We start from the raw sequence: 17,898 nt of genomic DNA on the forward strand, positions 1-17,898 counted from the left end.
CGCGGGGAAACCCGGGCAGTCGTCGGCCGGGGGCCATTCATGTGATGGATGAAGCGCTCGACGACGTCCGCCGAACTCACCATCGGCCCCTGGGCTCACACGTTCGCACACATCCGCGCCCGACGGGGATCCCGTGGGGCTGCGGTTGCCCGAAGCCGACTCCCCTACTCTATCGGAGTCGCCTGGGAGCCCGCCCGGCACTGCGCCGCTCTACGATGGCGGCATGACCACTCCGACCGGCGTCCAGGTCCACCTCGAGGCGAATGGCGTCCGCGCGCAGATCTCGCAGGTCGGCGCATCTCTCCGGCACCTCCTCGTCGGCGACACCACGGTCGTTCCGCCTTACCCCGACGACAGCCCCGCCCCCTCCTGCTCCGGGGTCGTTCTGGTGCCATGGCCGAACCGGATCCGTGATGGGATCTGGGTCGACGGCGACGAAACACGGGCGCTGGCCATCACCGAGCCGAAGCTGAACAACGCGATCCACGGGCTGCTGCGCTACACCGCCTACGAGATCGCCGAGCAGAGCGACGCGACCGTGCTGCTGCGCGCGGACGTGGTGCCGCAGATCGGTTATCCCTACCTGTTGGAGACGAGCGTGCGCTACACGCTCGACGACGACGGCGTCACCGTCGAGCACACGATCGTGAACCGCTCCGAGGATCCGGCTCCCGTCGCACTCGGCACGCATCCCTTCCTCACCGTCTCGGACGTGGATCCGAAGCAGCTCCTCTTGCGCATCCCCGCCGAGACCTTCTTCGAGACCGACGACCGGCTGCTGCCGGTCGGCGAGTCCCCGGTGTCCGGCGGCACCGATCTGCGCACGCCCCGGCGCCTCGCCGACGTGCAGCTGGACACCGGCTTCGCCACGCTCCGCCGCGAGGAGGACGGGCGCGTGCACAGCACGATCACCGCCCCCGACGGTCGGGTGGTCACGCTCTGGCAGGGCGCGGGGCTGGACTATCTCCAGGCCTACACGAGCACGAGCTACCCCGGGCAGGAGCTCGTGGTCGCCCTCGAGCCGATGTCCGCACCCGCCGAGGCGTTCAACTCAGGGCGCGGTCTGCGCCATCTCGCACCGGGAGAGACCTGGACCGCGCAGTGGGGCGTGACGCTCACCAATTCGTGAGGCGCACGAACAGACGGAGCAACCCGCCCGGCGCCCTCCGCGGGCCTACGAATCGCGCGGCGTCGGCCCGCTTCGCCAGGCGTGGGATACTCTGCTCGGGAATCAACTTTCCGGCATGCGGATAATCGCGCCCGGATCTTGAGTGAGAGGATCCGCATGGCCGCTGAGAGCTCCGTCGGTGTCAAGTCGGTCTCGCGTGTCTTCGATCTGCTCGAACTCATCGCCGACGCCGGCGGCGATGCCACGATCAGCCAGCTGTCCACTGCGGCCGAGCTGCCCCTGCCGACGATCCACCGACTGCTGCGCACCCTCGTCGCAGAGGGATACGCGCGTCAACTCGCCAATCGCCGCTACGCCCTCGGGCCCAAGCTCGTGCGCCTGGGCGAGGTCGCGAACCGCCAGTTCGGCCTGATGGCGATGCCGCAGCTCAAGTCGCTCGTGGCGCGCCTCGGCGAGACCGCGAACCTGGCGACCATCGACGGCGACGGCGTCGTGTACGTCTCGCAGGCTCCGTCGCCGCACGCGATGCGCATGTTCACAGAGGTGGGCGGGCGCGCACCGCTGCACTCCACGAGCGTCGGCAAGGCGATCCTCGCTCAGCTCGGCGACGACCAGGTGCGAGAGATCATCACCCGCGCGGGCATGCCGCATTCCACGCCGCGCTCGCTCGACACGATCGACGCACTGCTCGCGGATCTCGCACTGAGCCGCGAGCGCGGATACGCGGTCGACGACGGCGAGCACGAGATCGGTGTGCGCTGCTTCGCGATGGCCGTGCCGAACATGCCCGTGCTCACCGCGGTCTCGGTCTCGGGACCCATGTCGCGCGTCGGCGAGGACTTCGCGGAGCAGGCGATCCCGGTGCTGCGCGAGGTCGTGGCCGACATCTCGGCCGTGACGAACGCGAGCTGACCCCACCGGATCCCGCGCGCTCCGGCACGCCATGCCTTGACGGATGGCGGCCCGTCGTCTTAGGCTGTCGATGTTTTCGGAACACGGTTTCCGTATATCGGAAACAGCGCGAATCTACTGGCGGTAAGGCCAAGGCGACGACGCCTGACCACACAGCGTTGCGCTCCTGAACAGGAGAATGCTCCCCAGCGGGCAGTCTCCGGGCCTAGGCTCCGTCTCACAGAGAGTCGGCACGGCCTGAGCCGCATCGCACACTGTCGCCGGAATCGAGGAGATTCGCATGACCGACATCGCCGTCACCGTCAACGGGCAGCAGCGTCCGCTCGCCGGAACGCCCGCCCACGCCACCGCCCTGGACTGGCTGCGCGACAACGGCCTGTCCGGCAGCAAAGAAGGCTGCGCGGAGGGTGAGTGCGGCGCCTGCGCGATGCTGCTCGCCACGCCGACCGCCGACGGCGGCACCGCCTGGACTCCGGTCAACGCCTGCCTGGTCCCCGTCTACGCGCTCGACGGACAGGAGTTCATCACCGCGGAGGGCCTCGGATCCCCCGACGACCTGCACCCCGTCCAGGCGAAGCTCGCCGAGGCCGGCGGATCCCAGTGCGGTTACTGCACCCCGGGCTTCGCCTGCAGCATGGCGGGAGAGTACTACCGGGCCGACCGCACGCCCGCGGACGACGCCCACGGCGCCGATGACGACACGTGTCCCGTCCATGACCCCGAGCACGGCCCGAACGGCTTCGACCTGCACGCGCTGAGCGGCAACCTGTGCCGCTGCACCGGCTATCGACCGATCCGCGACGCCGCCTACACGCTCGGCTCGCCCGAATCGGACGATCCGCTGCAGCAGAGGCTCGCCCGGCCCGCCCCGGAGCCGGTCGCGACCGACGCCGAGGTCGACGGCGCGCGCTTCGTCCGCCCCGCGACGCTCCCCGAGGCTCTGCGGATCCTGCACGACGAGAAGGACGCGCTGCTCGTCGCCGGATCCACCGACTGGGGTGTCGAGGTGAACATCCGCGGCCGCCGTGCCCCGCTCGTCGTCGCGATCGAGCAGCTCCCGGAGCTGCGCACCCTGACCCTCGCCGACGAGTACGTCGAGATCGGCGCCGCACTCCCGCTCTCCGAGATCGAGAAGCGACTGGACGGGCGGATCCCGCTGCTCGCGCAGCTGTTCCCGCAGTTCGCCTCGCGCCTCATCCGCAACCGCGGCACGCTGGGCGGCAACCTCGGCACGGGGTCCCCGATCGGCGACACCCCGCCGGCACTGCTCGCCCTGCGCGCGAGCGTCGTGCTCGCCTCGGTCGACGGCGAGCGCGAGGTCGACCTGGCGGAGTACTTCACCGGATACCGGCAGACCGTCAAGCGCCCCGATGAGCTCATCAAGACGATCCGGATCCCGCTGCCGCTCGCGACCACGACCGCCTTCCACAAGATCGCCAAGCGCCGCTTCGACGACATCTCCAGCGTCGCCGTCGCGTTCGCACTCGACATCGACGGCGGGATCGTGACCGCCGCGACCATCGGCCTGGGCGGGGTCGCCGCCACCCCGCTGCGCGCCCGAGCCACCGAGGACGCGCTGATCGACAAGCCCTGGAACATCGCCACCGTCAAGGCGGCCGCCGAGATCCTGCGCGGTGAGGGAACCCCGATGTCCGACCATCGCGCCAGCAGCGAGTACCGCTCGCTCATGCTCAACACCGCGCTGCTCAAGCTCTACAGCGCGACCGTCATCGACTCGAAGGAGGTGTCGGCATGAGCACTCTCGCCGACCGCCCGGAGAACCCCGCCGTCGGCCTGCGGGCCGCGCACGAGAGCGCCGCACTGCATGTCACGGGCGCGGCGATGTACACCGACGACATCGCGGAGCAGACCGCGGGCGTGCTGACCGCCTGGCCGGTGCAGTCCACGAACGCGCACGCGAAGGTCACGATCGACGTGTCGGGCGCCTATGAGGTGCCCGGCGTCGTGCGCGTGCTCACCGCCGAGGATGTCCCCGGCCTGAACGACGCGGGCATCCGCAACGACGAGCCGCTGTTCCCGAGCGAGGCCATGTTCTACGGCCATGCCCTGGTCTGGGTGCTCGGCGAGACGCAGGAGGCCGCGCGCCTCGGCGCCGAGCGCGTCACCGTCGAGTACGAGCCGCTGCCCTCGCTCATCACGGTGCAGGACGCGCTCGACGCGCAATCGTTCCAGGGCACCCCGCGCACGGTGCAGCGCGGCGACGCCGCCGCAGGACTCGCGGCCTCGGCGCACGTCTTCGAAGGCGTGACCGAGTTCGGCGGTCAGGAGCACTTCTACCTCGAGACGCACGCGTCGTTCGCGATCCGCGACTCGGAGGGGCAGTACTTCATCCAGTGCTCCACGCAGCACCCCACCGAGACCCAGGATCTGGTCTCCCACGTGCTCGGGATCCCGGCGAACGAGGTCACGGTGCAGTGCCTGCGCATGGGCGGCGGTTTCGGCGGCAAGGAGATGCAGCCGCACGGCTTCGCGGCGATCGCGGCCCTCGGCGCCAAGCTCACCGGTCGCCCGGTGCGCCTGCGCCTGAACCGCACGCAGGACATCACGATGACCGGCAAGCGGCACCCGTTCCACATCGCGTGGAAGGTCGGCTTCGACGAGAACGGTCTGATGCAGGCCCTCGACACCACGCTGACCTGCGACGGCGGCTGGTCGATCGACCTGTCCGAGCCGGTGCTCGGCCGCGCCCTCTGCCACCTGGACAACTCCTACTGGATCCCCAACGTGCACGCCTACGGGCAGATCGTGAAGACCAACAAGACCTCGAACACGGCCTACCGCGGATTCGGCGGCCCGCAGGGCGTCTTCCTCATCGAGGACATCCTCGGCCGGATCGCCCCGGTTCTCGGCATCGACCCCCTCGAGCTGCGCCGCAGAAACTTCTACAAGCCCGGGCAGACGACGCCCTACGGCCAGCTCGTGAAGGACGCGGACCGTCTCGAGACCATCTGGGACCAGCTCTCGGATGAGGCCGAGGTGGACGCACGCCGCGCGGAGATCGCCCGCTTCAACGAGACCAGCCCGCACGTCAAGCGCGCCCTGTCGATGACGCCGATCAAGTTCGGGATCTCGTTCAACTTCGCGGCGTTCAACCAGGCCGGCGCTCTCGTGCACATCTACAAGGACGGCTCGATCCTCATCAACCACGGTGGCACCGAGATGGGGCAGGGCCTGCACACCAAGATGCTGCAGGTCGCCGCGACCGCGCTCGGTGTCGACCTGCACCAGGTGCGCCTCGCCCCGACCCGCACCGACAAGGTGCCCAACACCTCGGCCACGGCGGCGTCCTCGGGCGCCGACCTCAACGGCGGCGCCGTGAAGAACGCGTGCGAGCAGCTCCGCGACCGGCTCGCGAAAGTCGCGGGGCGCATGCTCGGTGTCGACGAGCGCGACGTGCGCTTCGGCGGCGGCTTCGTGACCGCGCTCGGCGCGCCCGTGAACCGCGTCTCCTGGGGCGAGGTCGTCAAGGCGGCGTACTTCCAGCGCGTGCAGCTCTTCGCCGCGGGCTACTACCGCACCGAAGGCCTGCACTGGAACCCGGAGATCATGCAGGGATCCCCGTTCAAGTACTTCGCCTACGGGGCCGCGGCCACCGAGGTCGAGGTGGACGAGTTCACCGGCGCCTATCGCGTGCGCCGCGTCGACATCGTGCACGACGTGGGCGACTCGCTCTCGCCGATGCTGGACATCGGCCAGATCGAGGGCGCCTACGTGCAGGGTGTGGGCTGGCTGACGCTGGAGGAGCTGCGCTGGGACACCAGCGACGGCCCGCATCGCGGCCGGCTGCAGACCCAGTCCGCGTCGACGTACAAGCTGCCGAGCTTCTCCGAGATGCCGGAGGAGTTCCACGTGCGGCTGTTCGAGAACGCGCGCGAGGAGGGCGCCGTCTACGGCTCCAAGGCCGTGGGCGAGCCGCCGTTCATGCTCGCGTTCAGTGCACGCGAAGCGATCCGCGACGCCGTGGCGGCCTTCGGGCCGGCCGGCCACTCGGTCGATCTGGGCTCCCCCGCGACGCCGGAGGCCGTGTTCTGGGCCGTCCGTGCCGCGCAGGAGTCCGGCGCCGCTGATCTCGCTGCGCCCACCGCCCGCGCAGAACGCCCCCTCGTCACCGCCGCCGGCGACTGACCGCACCACCGCCTTCGAGTCGTCCCCCTCAGCACAGGGCCTGGGCCACCCTGAGGGGGACGGCTCGAACAGAAGAGGAACACCATGGACTGGCTGGACGCGCTGCAGGATCTGCGGTCGCGGCGGATCCCGGCCGTGATCGTGACCCTGGCGACCGTCCGCGGCCACGCGCCACGCAACGGCGGCGCGAAGATGGTCGTCTCCCCCGACGCCGTGCACGGCACGGTCGGCGGAGGCAACCTCGAGCAGACCGCGATCGAGCAGGCGCGGCGGATGCTCGCCGACGGCTCCGCCGAGCCCGAGCTGCTCGCGCTCACGCTGAGCGACAAGGCCGTGACCGAGTACGGCGTGCAGTGCTGCGGAGGAGAGGTCACCATGCTGCTCGAGCCGATCCGGGTCACCCCGGCCGTCGCCGTGTTCGGCCTCGGCCACGTCGGTCTCGAGCTCGCGCGCATCCTCGCACGGCACGAACTGGAGCTGACCCTCGTCGATTCGCGCGCCGAGATGCTCGCCGAGGAGCGGATCGGGATCCCCGGAATGCGCGGCCCGCTCGGCGACGCCGTCGCGCGGGTGCGCGTGGTGCACGCGCCCGTCCCCGAGGCGGCTCTCGCAGATCTCACGCCCGGCGCACACGTGCTGGTCATGACGCACGACCATGTCGAGGACCTCGCGATCGTCGATCAGGCGCTGCGCACCACGGGACTCGGATCCGTCGGCCTGATCGGATCCGCGTCGAAATGGGCGCGTTTCCGCAAGAAGCTGCACGAGCTGGGCCAGACCGACGACGATGTGGCACGGGTGACGACCCCGATCGGGATCCCCGAGGTCGCCGGCAAGCAGCCCGCCGTGATCGCGGTGAGCGTCGCGGCCCGCATCCTGCAGCTCATCGACGAGGCGGCGGTCGCCGACTGACGGTCGGGGCGGGTGTCGGCCGCGGTCCGCATACTGGTCGGATGACACGCGATCGTTTCCTGCCCATCCACGACCCGGAACTGCTCGCCGCCGGCGAGCGCGTGCTGGGCGCCGATTTCCGGGCGATGAGCGAGCGCGTCCTCGAGGTGACGGCGCTGACCTCCCGCCTCAACGTGCTGCCCTTCGACGACGCCGACGGCAGAGCCGCCCTGCTGGAGCAGGTCCTCGGGCGGCCGCTTCCCCCGCGCCTCACGATCTACCCCCCGTTCTATACGGACCACGGACTGCGCCTCGAGCTGGGCGAGCGCGTCTTCATCAACCAGGGATGCACGTTCCTCGACTTCGCGGGGATCCGGCTCGGCGACGGTGTGATGGTCGGACCGAAGGCGACGTTCATCACGGTGGGGCACCCGGTCGACCCCGAGGAGCGGCGGCAGTACCTCTCGGGTGCGCCGATCCTCATCGAGGACAACGTCTGGATCGGCGCAGGCGCCACCGTTCTGCCGGGCGTCACGATCGGCCAGGATGCGGTGGTCGCCGCGGGCGCCGTCGTGGCCGACGACGTCCCCGCGCGTTCCCTGGTCGCAGGCCCGAAGGCGGCCGTGCTGCGAGAGTGGTGACGAGGCGCGTGCGGCGCCCAGCGCGCCGGGCCGTTCAACGGCAGGCCCCTGCGGCGTTCACCAGGGGTGCGACGAGCACACGCAGAGGCCGACGTCCTCCGCCGTGAGACAGATGCCACCCGCCGAGTTCGCGGTGGTCGCCAGCTGCGCGAGATACTCCCGGCTCAGCTCAAGCGACTCGGGCGTCTGGAAGACGAACCTCAGCTCGACGGCCGGGTTCAGCCAGATCGTGCTGCGTCCGGGCGGTCCGTCCTCCGGGTGCGGCCACGACACCGTGAAGCTCTCCCCCCGGCGCAGCTTCGTCGCGATCACGATCTTGAGATGCGCCAGGACGCGATCCTCGATGTGAATCGGAGATGCGGATCCGCCGTAGTAGATGGTTCCCACGCGGCGCCTATCCCTCACGCCGGGAAGGATGCGTCCCGGCCGATGCGAGATGAGGGATCGGGATCGGCCGCGTGCCGCGCGAGAAAGTCACGCGACGCTCCCGTCGGCTTCGGTCCCATCCGCGGTCGAGGGGATCTCCGGGTCGCGCACCCGCATCCGGTCCGGGCGGAAGCCGTGCTCCACACCCCAGAGGACGGCTTCGGTGCGAGACGTCGCGCCGATGCGTCGGTATGCGGATCGGATGTAGGTCTTGACCGAGTTGATCGAGAGGTGGGTGCGGTCGGCGATCTTCGCGTTGGACAGCCCTTGCGTGATGAGCGCCAGAACTTCGGACTCCCGGGCCGTGAGCCCTTCCTCGCGGCCGGGCCAATCGCCCGCCGTGATCGCGGCCCGCCCCTGTGCATCGGTCCAGACCTGCGGCCCCCCGGCACAGATCTGCTGCAGGGCCGTCACCAGCTGGCTCGCGGGCATCCCCTTGGAGACATAGCCGCCGACGCCATTGGTGATCGCTGCATCGATCAACCCGTCGTCGAGGTTCCACGAGTACACCACCACGCGTCCGACTTGCGGATTCGCAGCGAGGTCGTGGACATCGGCGCGGTCGCCCTGCGTCGACGCGAACGTGTCGTACAGGGCGACGTCGACCGCTTCCACGACGGGCTTGTTCAGATCCAGCTCGACGATCTGGATCACGTCCTGGTACGCGTGCAGCATCGCGGCGAGCCCGCGAACGACCACCTCGTAGTCATTGACCAGCGCGATCCGCAGCGACTCGGCGCCTCCGACCGGGGGACGGACCATCTCCCACCCTCGCTTCTCGCGTGACAACGGTCAGCCGATCCACATCGGTCCGCTGAATTGAACGCTCTCAACGCTATTCATCCATCGGGCAGCTGTCTTCACCCTTAGGGGTGAATCGCCCTCACCGTGCGAGGGTGCGGACAGAAGGATGCTGACTACTCGTGACGGTCACGATGATCCGCGGTTCGCCACACCTCATTATTGAACATGTTCAGTTCAAGCGGTATCGTCGTCGCATGACCGAGATCCCGGAGAGCGCCACGGTTGCCTGCCGCGTTCCCGCACCCACAGACCCCCTCTACGATCCCGCGGACGTGCGCCGGCTCTTCGACCGCATGGCCGCCTCGTACGACCGGATGAACATCGTCCTGTCCCTGGGCTTCTCGGCGCTCTGGCGACGACAGCTGCTCGGCTTGGTCCCCGCCGCCGGATCACCCCGGACCGTGCTGGATCTGATGAGCGGGCGAGGTGAGACCTGGGCGGAGATCGAGCGTCGATTCCCGCAGGCGGAGATCACCGCGGTCGACTTCTCCGCGCAGATGATGACACAGGCGCAGGTGCGCAGTCACGCCCGATTCGGCGGACGCGTGCGACTGCGCGAGGAGGACGCCCTGGCGGGGACCACGCAGGACGCCACGGTCGATGTCGTGGTCAGCGCCTACGGCCTGAAGACCCTCGACGCCGCGCAGCTCGAGCGGCTCGCTTCCGAGGTCGTGCGGACGCTTCGCCCGGGCGGCTCGTTCGCCTTCATCGATGTCACCGAGCCCGGATGCCGAGCATTGCGGTTCCTCTATCGGACGCACCTGCGCTGGATCGTGCCGCTCGCAGGGATCCTGCTGCTCTCGAATCCGACGGAGTACCGGATGCTGCATCGCTATCTCGCCGGCTTCGGCGACGGCTCCCGTGCCGTCGAGGCCTTCCGCTCGGAAGCGGGCCTGCGCGTCGAGGTGCGCCGACACTTCTTCGGCTGCGCCATGAGCATCAGCGGCCGACGGATCTGACGACGCCGGACCACTCCCGCGGATCGCAGACGTCGCGAGTCGCCGTCGCGTCGTCGCCCGGACGACGCAGACGGGCGCCTCGTGCATCGACCATCAAGTTCGCACAGCGGAAACTCAAATCCGCATTACGGATGTTTTTCTTGCGACTCGGACGATGGTCACGTAGAATCACCTCAGGCCTAGGCGGGTTACGACAGTGAACCATCTACCGGGCATCCCAGGCGGTGACGCCGTGGATTGTGACCCGGGGTTCCTCCTCGCCAGGAAGGTCCCTCACGCACGAGGCGCTCCGGCACAGTCCCGACGCACCGTCCTGATCAGGTGCCGATGGCCGGCACTTGGATGAGGAGGTGCCCCATGCTGGATCGTGTCGACGAGTACGGCGAGTGTTTCGCCGAACCCGACCGCTGGGCGATCGCGACGATCGTCGAGGTGTCCGGATCCGTCCCGCGCCCGGCGGGCACGTCGATGGCCGTGCGCGACGACGGCCGCACGATCGGATCCGTCTCCGGCGGCTGCATCGAGGGCGCCGTCGTCGATGCCGCACTCACGTGCCTGGATTCCGGCGCGACCGAGCTGCACTCCTTCGGCTACGCGGACGACGACGGCATCTCGATCGGCCTCATGTGCGGCGGCGACGTGCGCGTGCTCGTGCAGCCGGTGCGGGCGCTCGGCACGGTCGACCCCGGCGCTCGCGCGCATCTGGTGCGCGACCTGCCCCTGCACGACACCACGGCCGGCGCTCTCCTCACTGCGGAGGGCCTCGGCATCGCACTCGGTGCGGACGCGGTCTGCGCGGCGTTCGACGGGGAACAGCTCCCGGCCGAGGTCGCCCGTGCCGCGGGGCGTTCGGCCGACCACGTCCGCGCCGCGCTGCGCGCCGGCGGCACGCACGTCATCGACGTCACCGACCGCACCGCGACGGAGTGCCCGGTGGTGCGGCGCCTGCTCGTGGAGTCCACGGCGACGCCGGCGCGGCTCCTCATCTACGGCGCGAACGACTTCTCCGCGGCGCTCGCACAGGCCGCCGCAGCGCTGGGCAGGCACGTCACCGTGTGCGACGCGCGGCCGGTGTTCGCCACACGGGATCGCCACCCGGGCGCGCATGAGGTCGTGCTGATGCACCCGGCCGAGCACTTCGCGCAGGAGGTCGCGGCAGGGCGCGTGGACGGGCGGACCGCGATCGTGATGCTCACGCACGACCCGCGCTTCGACCTGCCTGTGCTCGATGCCGCCCTCCGCCGCGAGGTCTCGTACGTCGGCGCGATGGGATCCCGCGTCACGCACGAGAAGCGCGAGCAGGAGCTGCGCGCGGGCGGGCTCACCTCCGCCCACCTCGACCGGCTGCACTCCCCGATCGGGCTGGACCTGGGCGCGCGCACCCCGGCCGAGGTCGCGGTCTCGATCCTCGCCGAGCTGATCCTCGTGGAGTCCGCCGCGCGAGCCGGATCCGGATCCGCGGCTGCCAGCTCCCCCGCCGAGGCCGGGAACCGTGCGCTGCCTGCCCGGCTCCGTGACACCGCCGGCGACGTGCACGACGATGCCCGGCGCGGAGCCGAGCCGGTCGCGACGACCGTCACCGCCGAGCGCGGCAGCGGAGCGGCGTCTGCCGGCCGCACCTGCGCGGCCGCCCCGCGACTCTCCGCGACCCCGAAGGAGGCCCTGGCATGGACGTGACGAGCGTCGACGAGGTGCTGATGTGCGCCGACCCCGGGCTGTGGCGTCCGGGGGATTCCTGGCTCGCAGGAGGCACCGTGATCTTCTCGTACGGCACCGATATCACCCGCGGCGCGCCCACCCGGCTGCTCGACATCACGGGAGCCGGATGGGCGCCGCTGACCTGGCACGGCACCGGCGACCGTCTGGGGTCGCTGGAGCACGGCACGCTGGAGATCGCCGCGACGTGCCGCATCGCGGATCTGCGCGCCCTCGCCGACGAGCCCTTCCCCGGCGGGATGCCGCGCAGGAGCCTGCCCGGGCTGGATCTGATCCCGCCGGCCTGCGATTCCTTCGTCGCGTCATGGAAGATCTGGAACGTCTCGACCGTCGGCGGCAACGTGGCCACCGCGCTGCCGGCCGGGCCGATGATCTCACTGCTGAGCAGCTGGGACGCGACCGCCGTGATCCTGTGCCCGGACGGATCAGAGCGGCGCACACCCGTGGCCGACCTCATCGTCGGCCCCGCCCGCACCCGCCTGGCCGACGGCGAGCTGATCCGCGGCTTCCTCGTGGCCGTCCGCGCGCTCGCGCAGGAGTCCGCCTTCCGCCGTATCTCCCTCACCGAGCGCGGGCGCTCGGCCGCCCTGCTGATCGGACGCCGCACCTCGACCTCGACGCTGCGGCTCACGGTGACGGCCTCGACGTTCCACCCCCTCGTGCTCGACCTGACGGCGGATCCCGATGCTCAATCCGCGGGGACGGGCGACGGGTTCGCGACACGTGCGGACGGCCCTGCGTGGCGCGCCGCCGTCGACGCCGCGGTCGACCGCACCCGCGGCTGGTATGACGACATCCACGGCGAGCCCGCCTGGCGACGGCGGATGACGCATCGCCTCGGCGAGGAGATCCTCGCGGAACTGCTGCCGAGCCTCGCGACCGGCGTCGACGACGCGATCGGGCGGGTCACGGGCGACCTGCGCATCGAGAGGAGTGCACGATGACCGCCGAGAACATCGGGACCGTCCGGCCCCCGCAGCGCGAGACTCCGGATCCGGCACGAGACTCCGCACAGAGCAGGGAGTCTCAGGCAGGACACGGAGACCCACGAGGGGCGATCTGCGGATCCGGCGCTTCCCGCACCGCGACCGCGACGCTCGACGGTCGCGCGGTCGCCGTCGATCCCGAGCCCGGGCAGTGCCTGCGCACCTGGCTGCGCGATCAGGGCTCGTATGGCGTGAAGAAGGGCTGCGACGGCGGCGACTGCGGCGCCTGCACGGTGATCGTCGACGGCGAGGCGGTGCACAGCTGCGTGTACCCCGCGCACCGCGCCGCCGGCCGCGACATCGTGACGGTCCAGGGCCTCGGCACCCCCGAGGATCCGCACCCCGTGCAGGAGCGGTTCCGCCGCGCCGCCGGCTTCCAGTGCGGGTTCTGCACCGCGGGCATGGTGTGCACGGTCGCCTCGATGCCCGCCGGCGCCGAGGAGGACCTTGGCCGCACCCTCAAGGGCAACATCTGCCGCTGCACCGGATACCGCGCGATCGAGGATGCCGTGCGCGGCACCGTGAACATCGATGACCGCGCCGGCGGCGTCGGCCGTGCCACCGGAGCCCCTGCCGCGACCGGGGTGGTGACCGGGACCGTCCGCTACACGATGGACATCGACCCGGCCGAGCTCCCCGGCCCGCTGCTCTACGCCGCCGTCGTGCGCAGCCCGCACCCGCACGCCCGCGTGGTGCGCGTGGACGCGTCGCGCGCTCTCGCCGCCGAGGGCGTCGTGCGGGTGCTCAGCCGCGACGACGCTCCGACGACCGTGTTCTCCACGGCGCAGCACGAGATCGAGGCGGACGACCCGTACGACACCCGCGTGTTCGACGAGTACGTGCGCTTCGTCGGACAGCGCGTCGCCCTGGTCGTGGCGGAGTCGCAGCGCGCGGCCGATCGTGCCGCGCGTCTCGTCGACGTCGAGTACGAAGTCCTGCCCGCGAACACGGATCCGGAACGCGCCGATCGCCGCGGCACGCTCGCCCTGCACGGTCCGGCCTCGCCGGGCGGTCAGCGCGATCGGGCCGCGGGCCGCGAGGCATCGAGTCCCGAGGGCGTCGCCCGCCCCGATGACAACATCGTCATGGAGCTGCACACCGAGGTCGGCGACCTCACGGCCGAGCTCGCCGCGAGCCACGTCGTCGAGGACCGCACCTTCCACACCCACCGCGTCTCGCACACGGCCCTCGAGACGCACGGATCCATCGCCTGGCAGGATCCGGACGGCCGTTTCGTCGTGCGCAGCAGCACTCAGGTGCCGTTCCTCGCCCGGCGCACGCTCGCCCGCATCTTCGGCATCGATCGGGAGCAGCTGCGCGTCTACTCCGCCCGCGTCGGCGGCGGCTTCGGCGGCAAGCAGGAGGTGTTCACCGAGGATCTGGCGCTGCTGGCGACCATGGCGACCGGGCGACCGGTGCGCGTCGAGTTCTCCCGCAAGGAGGTGCTGACGGCGACCAGCGTGCGGCACCCGTTCCGCATCCGGGTGCGCATGGGCGCGACGAAGGACGGCCGGATCACCGGCATCGGCGTGGACGTGCGCTCCAACACGGGCGCCTACGGCAACCACGGCCCCGGTGTGATGTTCCACGGCGTGGGCGAGTCCATCGCGGTCTATCGCGCAGACGCGAAGAAGATCGACGCCGACGTCGTCTACACGAACACCGTGCCCTCCGGCGCGTTCCGCGGCTACGGCCTGAGCCAGATGATCTTCGCGATCGAATCGACCGTCGACGAGATCGCGCGCCGGCTGGGGATGGATCCGCTCGCGTTCCGGACCGCGAACCTCATCGGTCAGGACGACGCGATGATCGCCGCGCACGAGGAGCCCGACCTCATCATCGGCAGCTACGGTCTGGACGAATGCGTGCAGATCGTGCGCGACGGCCTCGCGCGGGATCGGGAGACGGACCGCGCCGGACTCGCGCCGGGATGGCGTCTCGGGGAGGGATCCGCCGTCGCGATGATCGCCACGGTCCCCCCGCGCGGGCACCATTCGCACACCGTGATCCGGCTCGAGGCCGACGGGGCGTTCGGGCTGGACGTCGGCACGGCGGAGTTCGGCAACGGCACCTCCACGGTGCACCAGCAGATCGCCGCGACCGTGCTGCAGACGACGACGCGCGCCGTGCGGCTGTGCCAGTCCGACTCGGATCTGGTGCCGCACGACACCGGCGCCTTCGGATCCACCGGGACCGTCGTCGCGGGCCGGGCCACGCACGCCGCCGCCACTGCGCTGGCCGGGCGCATCCTCGCCCGGGCAGCGTCGCTGCTCGACGCCCCCGTCGACGAGTGCGTGCTGACCGGAGGACGCGTGATCCGCGGCAAGCAGTCGGTCGCCCTCGCCGACATCGCCGCCGACGCGGAGCTTCACGGCGGGGCGCTCGAGGAGAAGGGGTACTGGGGCGGCACGCCGCGCTCGGTCGCGTTCAACGTGCAGGGGTTCCGCGTCGCGATCGACGAGGCGACCGGAGAGCTGCGGATCCTGCGATCGATCCACGCCGCCGATGCCGGCGTGGTCGTGAACCCGGAGCAGTGCCGGGGCCAGGTCGAAGGCGGCATCGCACAGGGCATCGGCGCCGCGCTGCATGAGATCGTGCGCGTGGACGACAGTGGCACCGTCGTGTCGGACATCCTGCGCCAGTACCACGTGCCGACGTTCGCGGACATCCCGCGCTCGGAGGTGCACTTCGCACAGACCTCGGACGTGCTCGGCCCGCTCGGGGCCAAATCGATGAGCGAGTCGCCGTTCAACCCGGTCGCGCCCGCGCTGGCCGCGGCGATCCGCGACGCGACCGGCATCCGGATGACCGTGACGCCGTTCACGCGGGACCGGATCCACGCGGCGATCCTGGCTTCCGACGCGTCCGGCGCGGGGCGCGACGCGGAGCAGGCCCGGTCATGACCACCCGCTCACGCCACGCGATCGTGCTCGCCGCGGGCAGCGGCACTCGCCTCGGACGCGGCCCCAAGGCCCTGCTGCCGTGGAACCGCGAGGTGCTGGTCACCCGGGTCGCGCGCGCCGCGGCCGAGGCCGGCTGCAGCGTCACGGTCGCGGTCGGTCCGGGTGGTCGCGCGGCACGGAGCTGGCTGCGCGACCGCTGCCCCGCGGCGCACGTGGTCCAGGTGCACGACGCGCAACTGGGCATGTCCGCCTCGCTGCGCGCCGCCGTGCTGCCGCTGGTCGTGACCGATGCTCCGCCGCACGCCGTGATCGTGCTGCTCGTGGATCAGCCCGGCGTCGACGCGCACGTGATCCGCCGCCTGTTCGCGGCGCACGTGCCGGGGCGGGTCACCCGCGCGGTGTGGCGCGGTGCGCCGGGGAACCCGGTGGTGTTCGACACCGGCGACCTGTGCGCGGCCGCCGCTCTCGCCGAGGGCGATGCTGCGGCGCGCACCTGGATCGCGCGCAACCGGCACCTCGTCGACGACGTCGAATGCGGTGATCTCGGCCGCGGCGACGACATCGACGAGCCCGCCGACCTCACGTCCTGGCCCGAGCTGCGCGTCCCGCGCTGATCCGCGCTCCGGGCTCCCGCCCCTTCCGCCCCTTCCAGGTTCGTTGAGCGAGGACGCCGCAGGCGACCGAGACGAAACGCCGCACCCTGGCGAGAGCACCCCGTTTCGTCTCGCTCCGGCTCCGCCGGTACCCGCTCAACGACCCTGGGGCCCATGCACGCCGAAGCCCCCGACCGCAGTGGATCGGGGGCTTCGGATCGTCCGGGCTCAGTGCCCGAGCAGCTGCTCCACGGGGCCGCGCACGAAGTAGAGCGCGAAGCCCGCGGCGACCACCCACATCAGCCAGTGCACCTTGCGCGCCCGGCCCGAGGCGGCGTTCACGAGGGCCCAGGAGATGAAGCCGACGCCGATGCCGTTGGCGATCGAGTAGGTCAGCGGCATCGTCACGATGGTGAGGAAGGCCGGCAGCGCCACCGCGAACTTGTCGAACTTGATCTCGCGGATCTGAGCCATCATCATCGCGCCGACGACGACCAGCGCCGCGGATCCGACCTCGATCGGCACGACCAGCGTGAGCGGGGTGACGAACATCGAGAGCAGGAACAGCGCGCCGACCACGAGCGAGGCGAGCCCCGTACGGGCGCCCTCGCCGATTCCGGAGGCGCTGTCGACGTAGACCGTGTTCGACGAGGTGGAGGTCACGCCTCCCGCGACGGCGCCGAAGCCCTCGACGACGAACGCGGAACGCAGCCGCGGGAACGTGCCGTCCTTGTAGGCCAGGCCCGCGTTCTTCGCGAGACCGGTCATGGTGCCCATGGCGTCGAAGAAGTTCGAGAACACGAGGGTGAAGACGAGCATCGTGGCCGACAGCGCACCGATCCGGCCGAAGGCTCCGAACAGGTCGAACTGACCCACCAGCCCGAAGTCGGGCACCGTGATCCAGGTGCTGGGCAGCTGCGGGATCGTCATGTGCCAGCCGTTGGGGTCCTTGAAGGACGGTCCGAGGTTCAGCACGGCCTGCGCGATGAGCGCGACCACGGTCGTCGCCACGATGCCGATCAGGATACCGCCGGGCACCTTGCGCGCCACGAGGATCGCGATGATCACGACGCCCAGCAGGAAGATCAGAGTGGGGACCGAGGTGAGCGATCCGCCGTTCCCGAGCTGGACCGGGGGCCCCGCCGGTGTGCGGTTCACGAAGCCCGAGTCGACGAAGCCGATGAAGGCGATGAAGAGGCCGATGCCGACCGTGATCGCGGCCTTGAGCGCCTGGGGCACGGCCTTGAAGATCGCGGTCCGGATGCCGGTGGCTCCGAACAGCACGATCAGCACGCCGTTGATCACGACCAGGCCCATGGCCTCCTGCCAGGTCACCTGACCGACGACCGAGACGGCGAGGAAGGAGTTGATGCCCAGTCCCGCGGCGAGCGCGAACGGGAGGCGGGCGATCACGCCGAACAGGATCGTCATCACGCCGGCGGTGAGGCCGGTCGCGGCGCCGATCTGCGCGGCCTGCAGCGCGTGGCCGACGACGTCCTTGGTGCCGCCGAGGATCAGCGGGTTGAGGATCACGATGTAGGCCATCGTGACGAAGGTCACGATGCCGCCTCGGATCTCGCGGCCGACGGTCGAACCGCGACGCGAGATCTCGAAGAACCTGTCGAAGGCGTTCTTCGGCTCGGCGTCGACGGTGGTGCTGGTGCCGGTCTTCAGCGGCGGCAGGTCCTGCGCCGTGCGGGAGAACACGTCACCGCCGGAGACGGTGGGCATGCCCTCGGTCTCGGGGCTGGGAGTGGATGACGTCATTGTCTGCTCCTGATTCCTTCGGGTC

At 70.7% G+C, this 17,898-nt stretch carries 14 protein-coding genes; 11 read left to right on the forward strand and 3 right to left on the reverse strand.

Features of this window, described 5'->3' with window-relative positions:
- Window positions 1–223 precede the first annotated feature (223 nt).
- The 6 genes from LXM50_RS15900 (at window position 224) to LXM50_RS15925 (ending at window position 7,719) form a co-directional block, all read left to right on the forward strand.
- The gene (locus tag LXM50_RS15900) at window positions 224–1,129 is read left to right on the forward strand and encodes an aldose 1-epimerase family protein (protein WP_233312448.1); all 906 of its coding nucleotides are present in this window, start codon (window positions 224–226) and stop codon (window positions 1,127–1,129) included.
- A gap of 156 nt (window positions 1,130–1,285) precedes the next feature.
- Window positions 1,286–2,041, forward strand: coding sequence for an IclR family transcriptional regulator (locus tag LXM50_RS15905; RefSeq protein WP_233312449.1), 756 nt, complete (start codon window positions 1,286–1,288; stop codon window positions 2,039–2,041).
- Window positions 2,042–2,321: 280 nt separating this feature from the next.
- Complete coding sequence (locus LXM50_RS15910) at window positions 2,322–3,797, forward strand: xanthine dehydrogenase small subunit (protein WP_233312450.1); 1,476 nt, start codon at window positions 2,322–2,324, stop codon at window positions 3,795–3,797.
- Window positions 3,794–6,187, forward strand: coding sequence for a xanthine dehydrogenase molybdopterin binding subunit (xdhB, locus tag LXM50_RS15915; protein ID WP_233312451.1), 2,394 nt, complete (start codon window positions 3,794–3,796; stop codon window positions 6,185–6,187). Before LXM50_RS15910 ends, xdhB begins: the two co-directional genes overlap by 4 nt.
- Before the next feature lie 84 nt (window positions 6,188–6,271).
- Window positions 6,272–7,099, forward strand: a complete 828-nt coding sequence (xdhC, locus tag LXM50_RS15920; protein WP_233312452.1) for a xanthine dehydrogenase accessory protein XdhC — start codon at window positions 6,272–6,274, stop codon at window positions 7,097–7,099.
- A gap of 41 nt (window positions 7,100–7,140) precedes the next feature.
- Window positions 7,141–7,719, forward strand: a complete 579-nt coding sequence (locus LXM50_RS15925) for a DapH/DapD/GlmU-related protein (RefSeq protein ID WP_308192536.1) — start codon at window positions 7,141–7,143, stop codon at window positions 7,717–7,719.
- 57 nt (window positions 7,720–7,776) lie between these two features.
- Here LXM50_RS15925 and LXM50_RS15930 read toward each other — a convergent pair whose 3' ends face one another.
- Together LXM50_RS15930 and LXM50_RS15935 are read right to left on the reverse strand one after the other, a co-directional pair.
- Entirely contained in the window at window positions 7,777–8,106 is a 330-nt protein-coding gene (locus LXM50_RS15930; RefSeq protein WP_233312453.1) for a hypothetical protein, read from the reverse strand.
- Window positions 8,107–8,193: 87 nt separating this feature from the next.
- On the reverse strand, window positions 8,194–8,907 hold the full coding sequence (locus LXM50_RS15935) for a response regulator transcription factor (protein ID WP_233312454.1): 714 nt from the start codon (window positions 8,905–8,907) through the stop codon (window positions 8,194–8,196).
- Between the two features lie 236 nt (window positions 8,908–9,143).
- On the opposite strand from LXM50_RS15935, the gene LXM50_RS15940 reads away from it, so the two are divergent.
- From LXM50_RS15940 to LXM50_RS15960, 5 genes are all read left to right on the forward strand, one after another.
- Window positions 9,144–9,908 carry a class I SAM-dependent methyltransferase gene (locus LXM50_RS15940; RefSeq protein ID WP_233312455.1) on the forward strand — a complete coding sequence of 255 codons (765 nt, stop codon included), beginning with the start codon at window positions 9,144–9,146 and terminating at the stop codon, window positions 9,906–9,908.
- A gap of 357 nt (window positions 9,909–10,265) precedes the next feature.
- Window positions 10,266–11,585 carry an XdhC family protein gene (locus tag LXM50_RS15945; protein WP_233312456.1) on the forward strand — a complete coding sequence of 440 codons (1,320 nt, stop codon included), beginning with the start codon at window positions 10,266–10,268 and terminating at the stop codon, window positions 11,583–11,585.
- A complete protein-coding gene (locus LXM50_RS15950) occupies window positions 11,576–12,568 on the forward strand; it encodes an FAD binding domain-containing protein (RefSeq protein WP_233312457.1) in 993 nt (330 codons plus the stop codon). The genes LXM50_RS15945 and LXM50_RS15950 overlap by 10 nt, the downstream gene beginning before the upstream one ends.
- Window positions 12,565–15,513 (forward strand): molybdopterin cofactor-binding domain-containing protein, encoded by a 2,949-nt coding sequence (locus LXM50_RS15955; protein WP_233312458.1) that lies wholly within the window; start codon window positions 12,565–12,567, stop codon window positions 15,511–15,513. The genes LXM50_RS15950 and LXM50_RS15955 overlap by 4 nt, the downstream gene beginning before the upstream one ends.
- On the forward strand, window positions 15,510–16,127 hold the full coding sequence (locus LXM50_RS15960) for an NTP transferase domain-containing protein (RefSeq protein ID WP_233312459.1): 618 nt from the start codon (window positions 15,510–15,512) through the stop codon (window positions 16,125–16,127). The genes LXM50_RS15955 and LXM50_RS15960 overlap by 4 nt, the downstream gene beginning before the upstream one ends.
- 207 nt (window positions 16,128–16,334) lie before the next feature.
- Here the strand turns inward: LXM50_RS15960 and LXM50_RS15965 are convergent, their stop codons facing one another.
- Window positions 16,335–17,873, reverse strand: coding sequence for an NCS2 family permease (locus tag LXM50_RS15965; RefSeq protein WP_233312460.1), 1,539 nt, complete (start codon window positions 17,871–17,873; stop codon window positions 16,335–16,337).
- Between the last annotated feature and the right edge of the window lie 25 nt (window positions 17,874–17,898).

Origin of the sequence: Microbacterium sp. Au-Mic1 (assembly GCF_021341785.1) — a bacterium.
Taxonomy (GTDB): Bacteria; Actinomycetota; Actinomycetes; order Actinomycetales; family Microbacteriaceae; genus Microbacterium.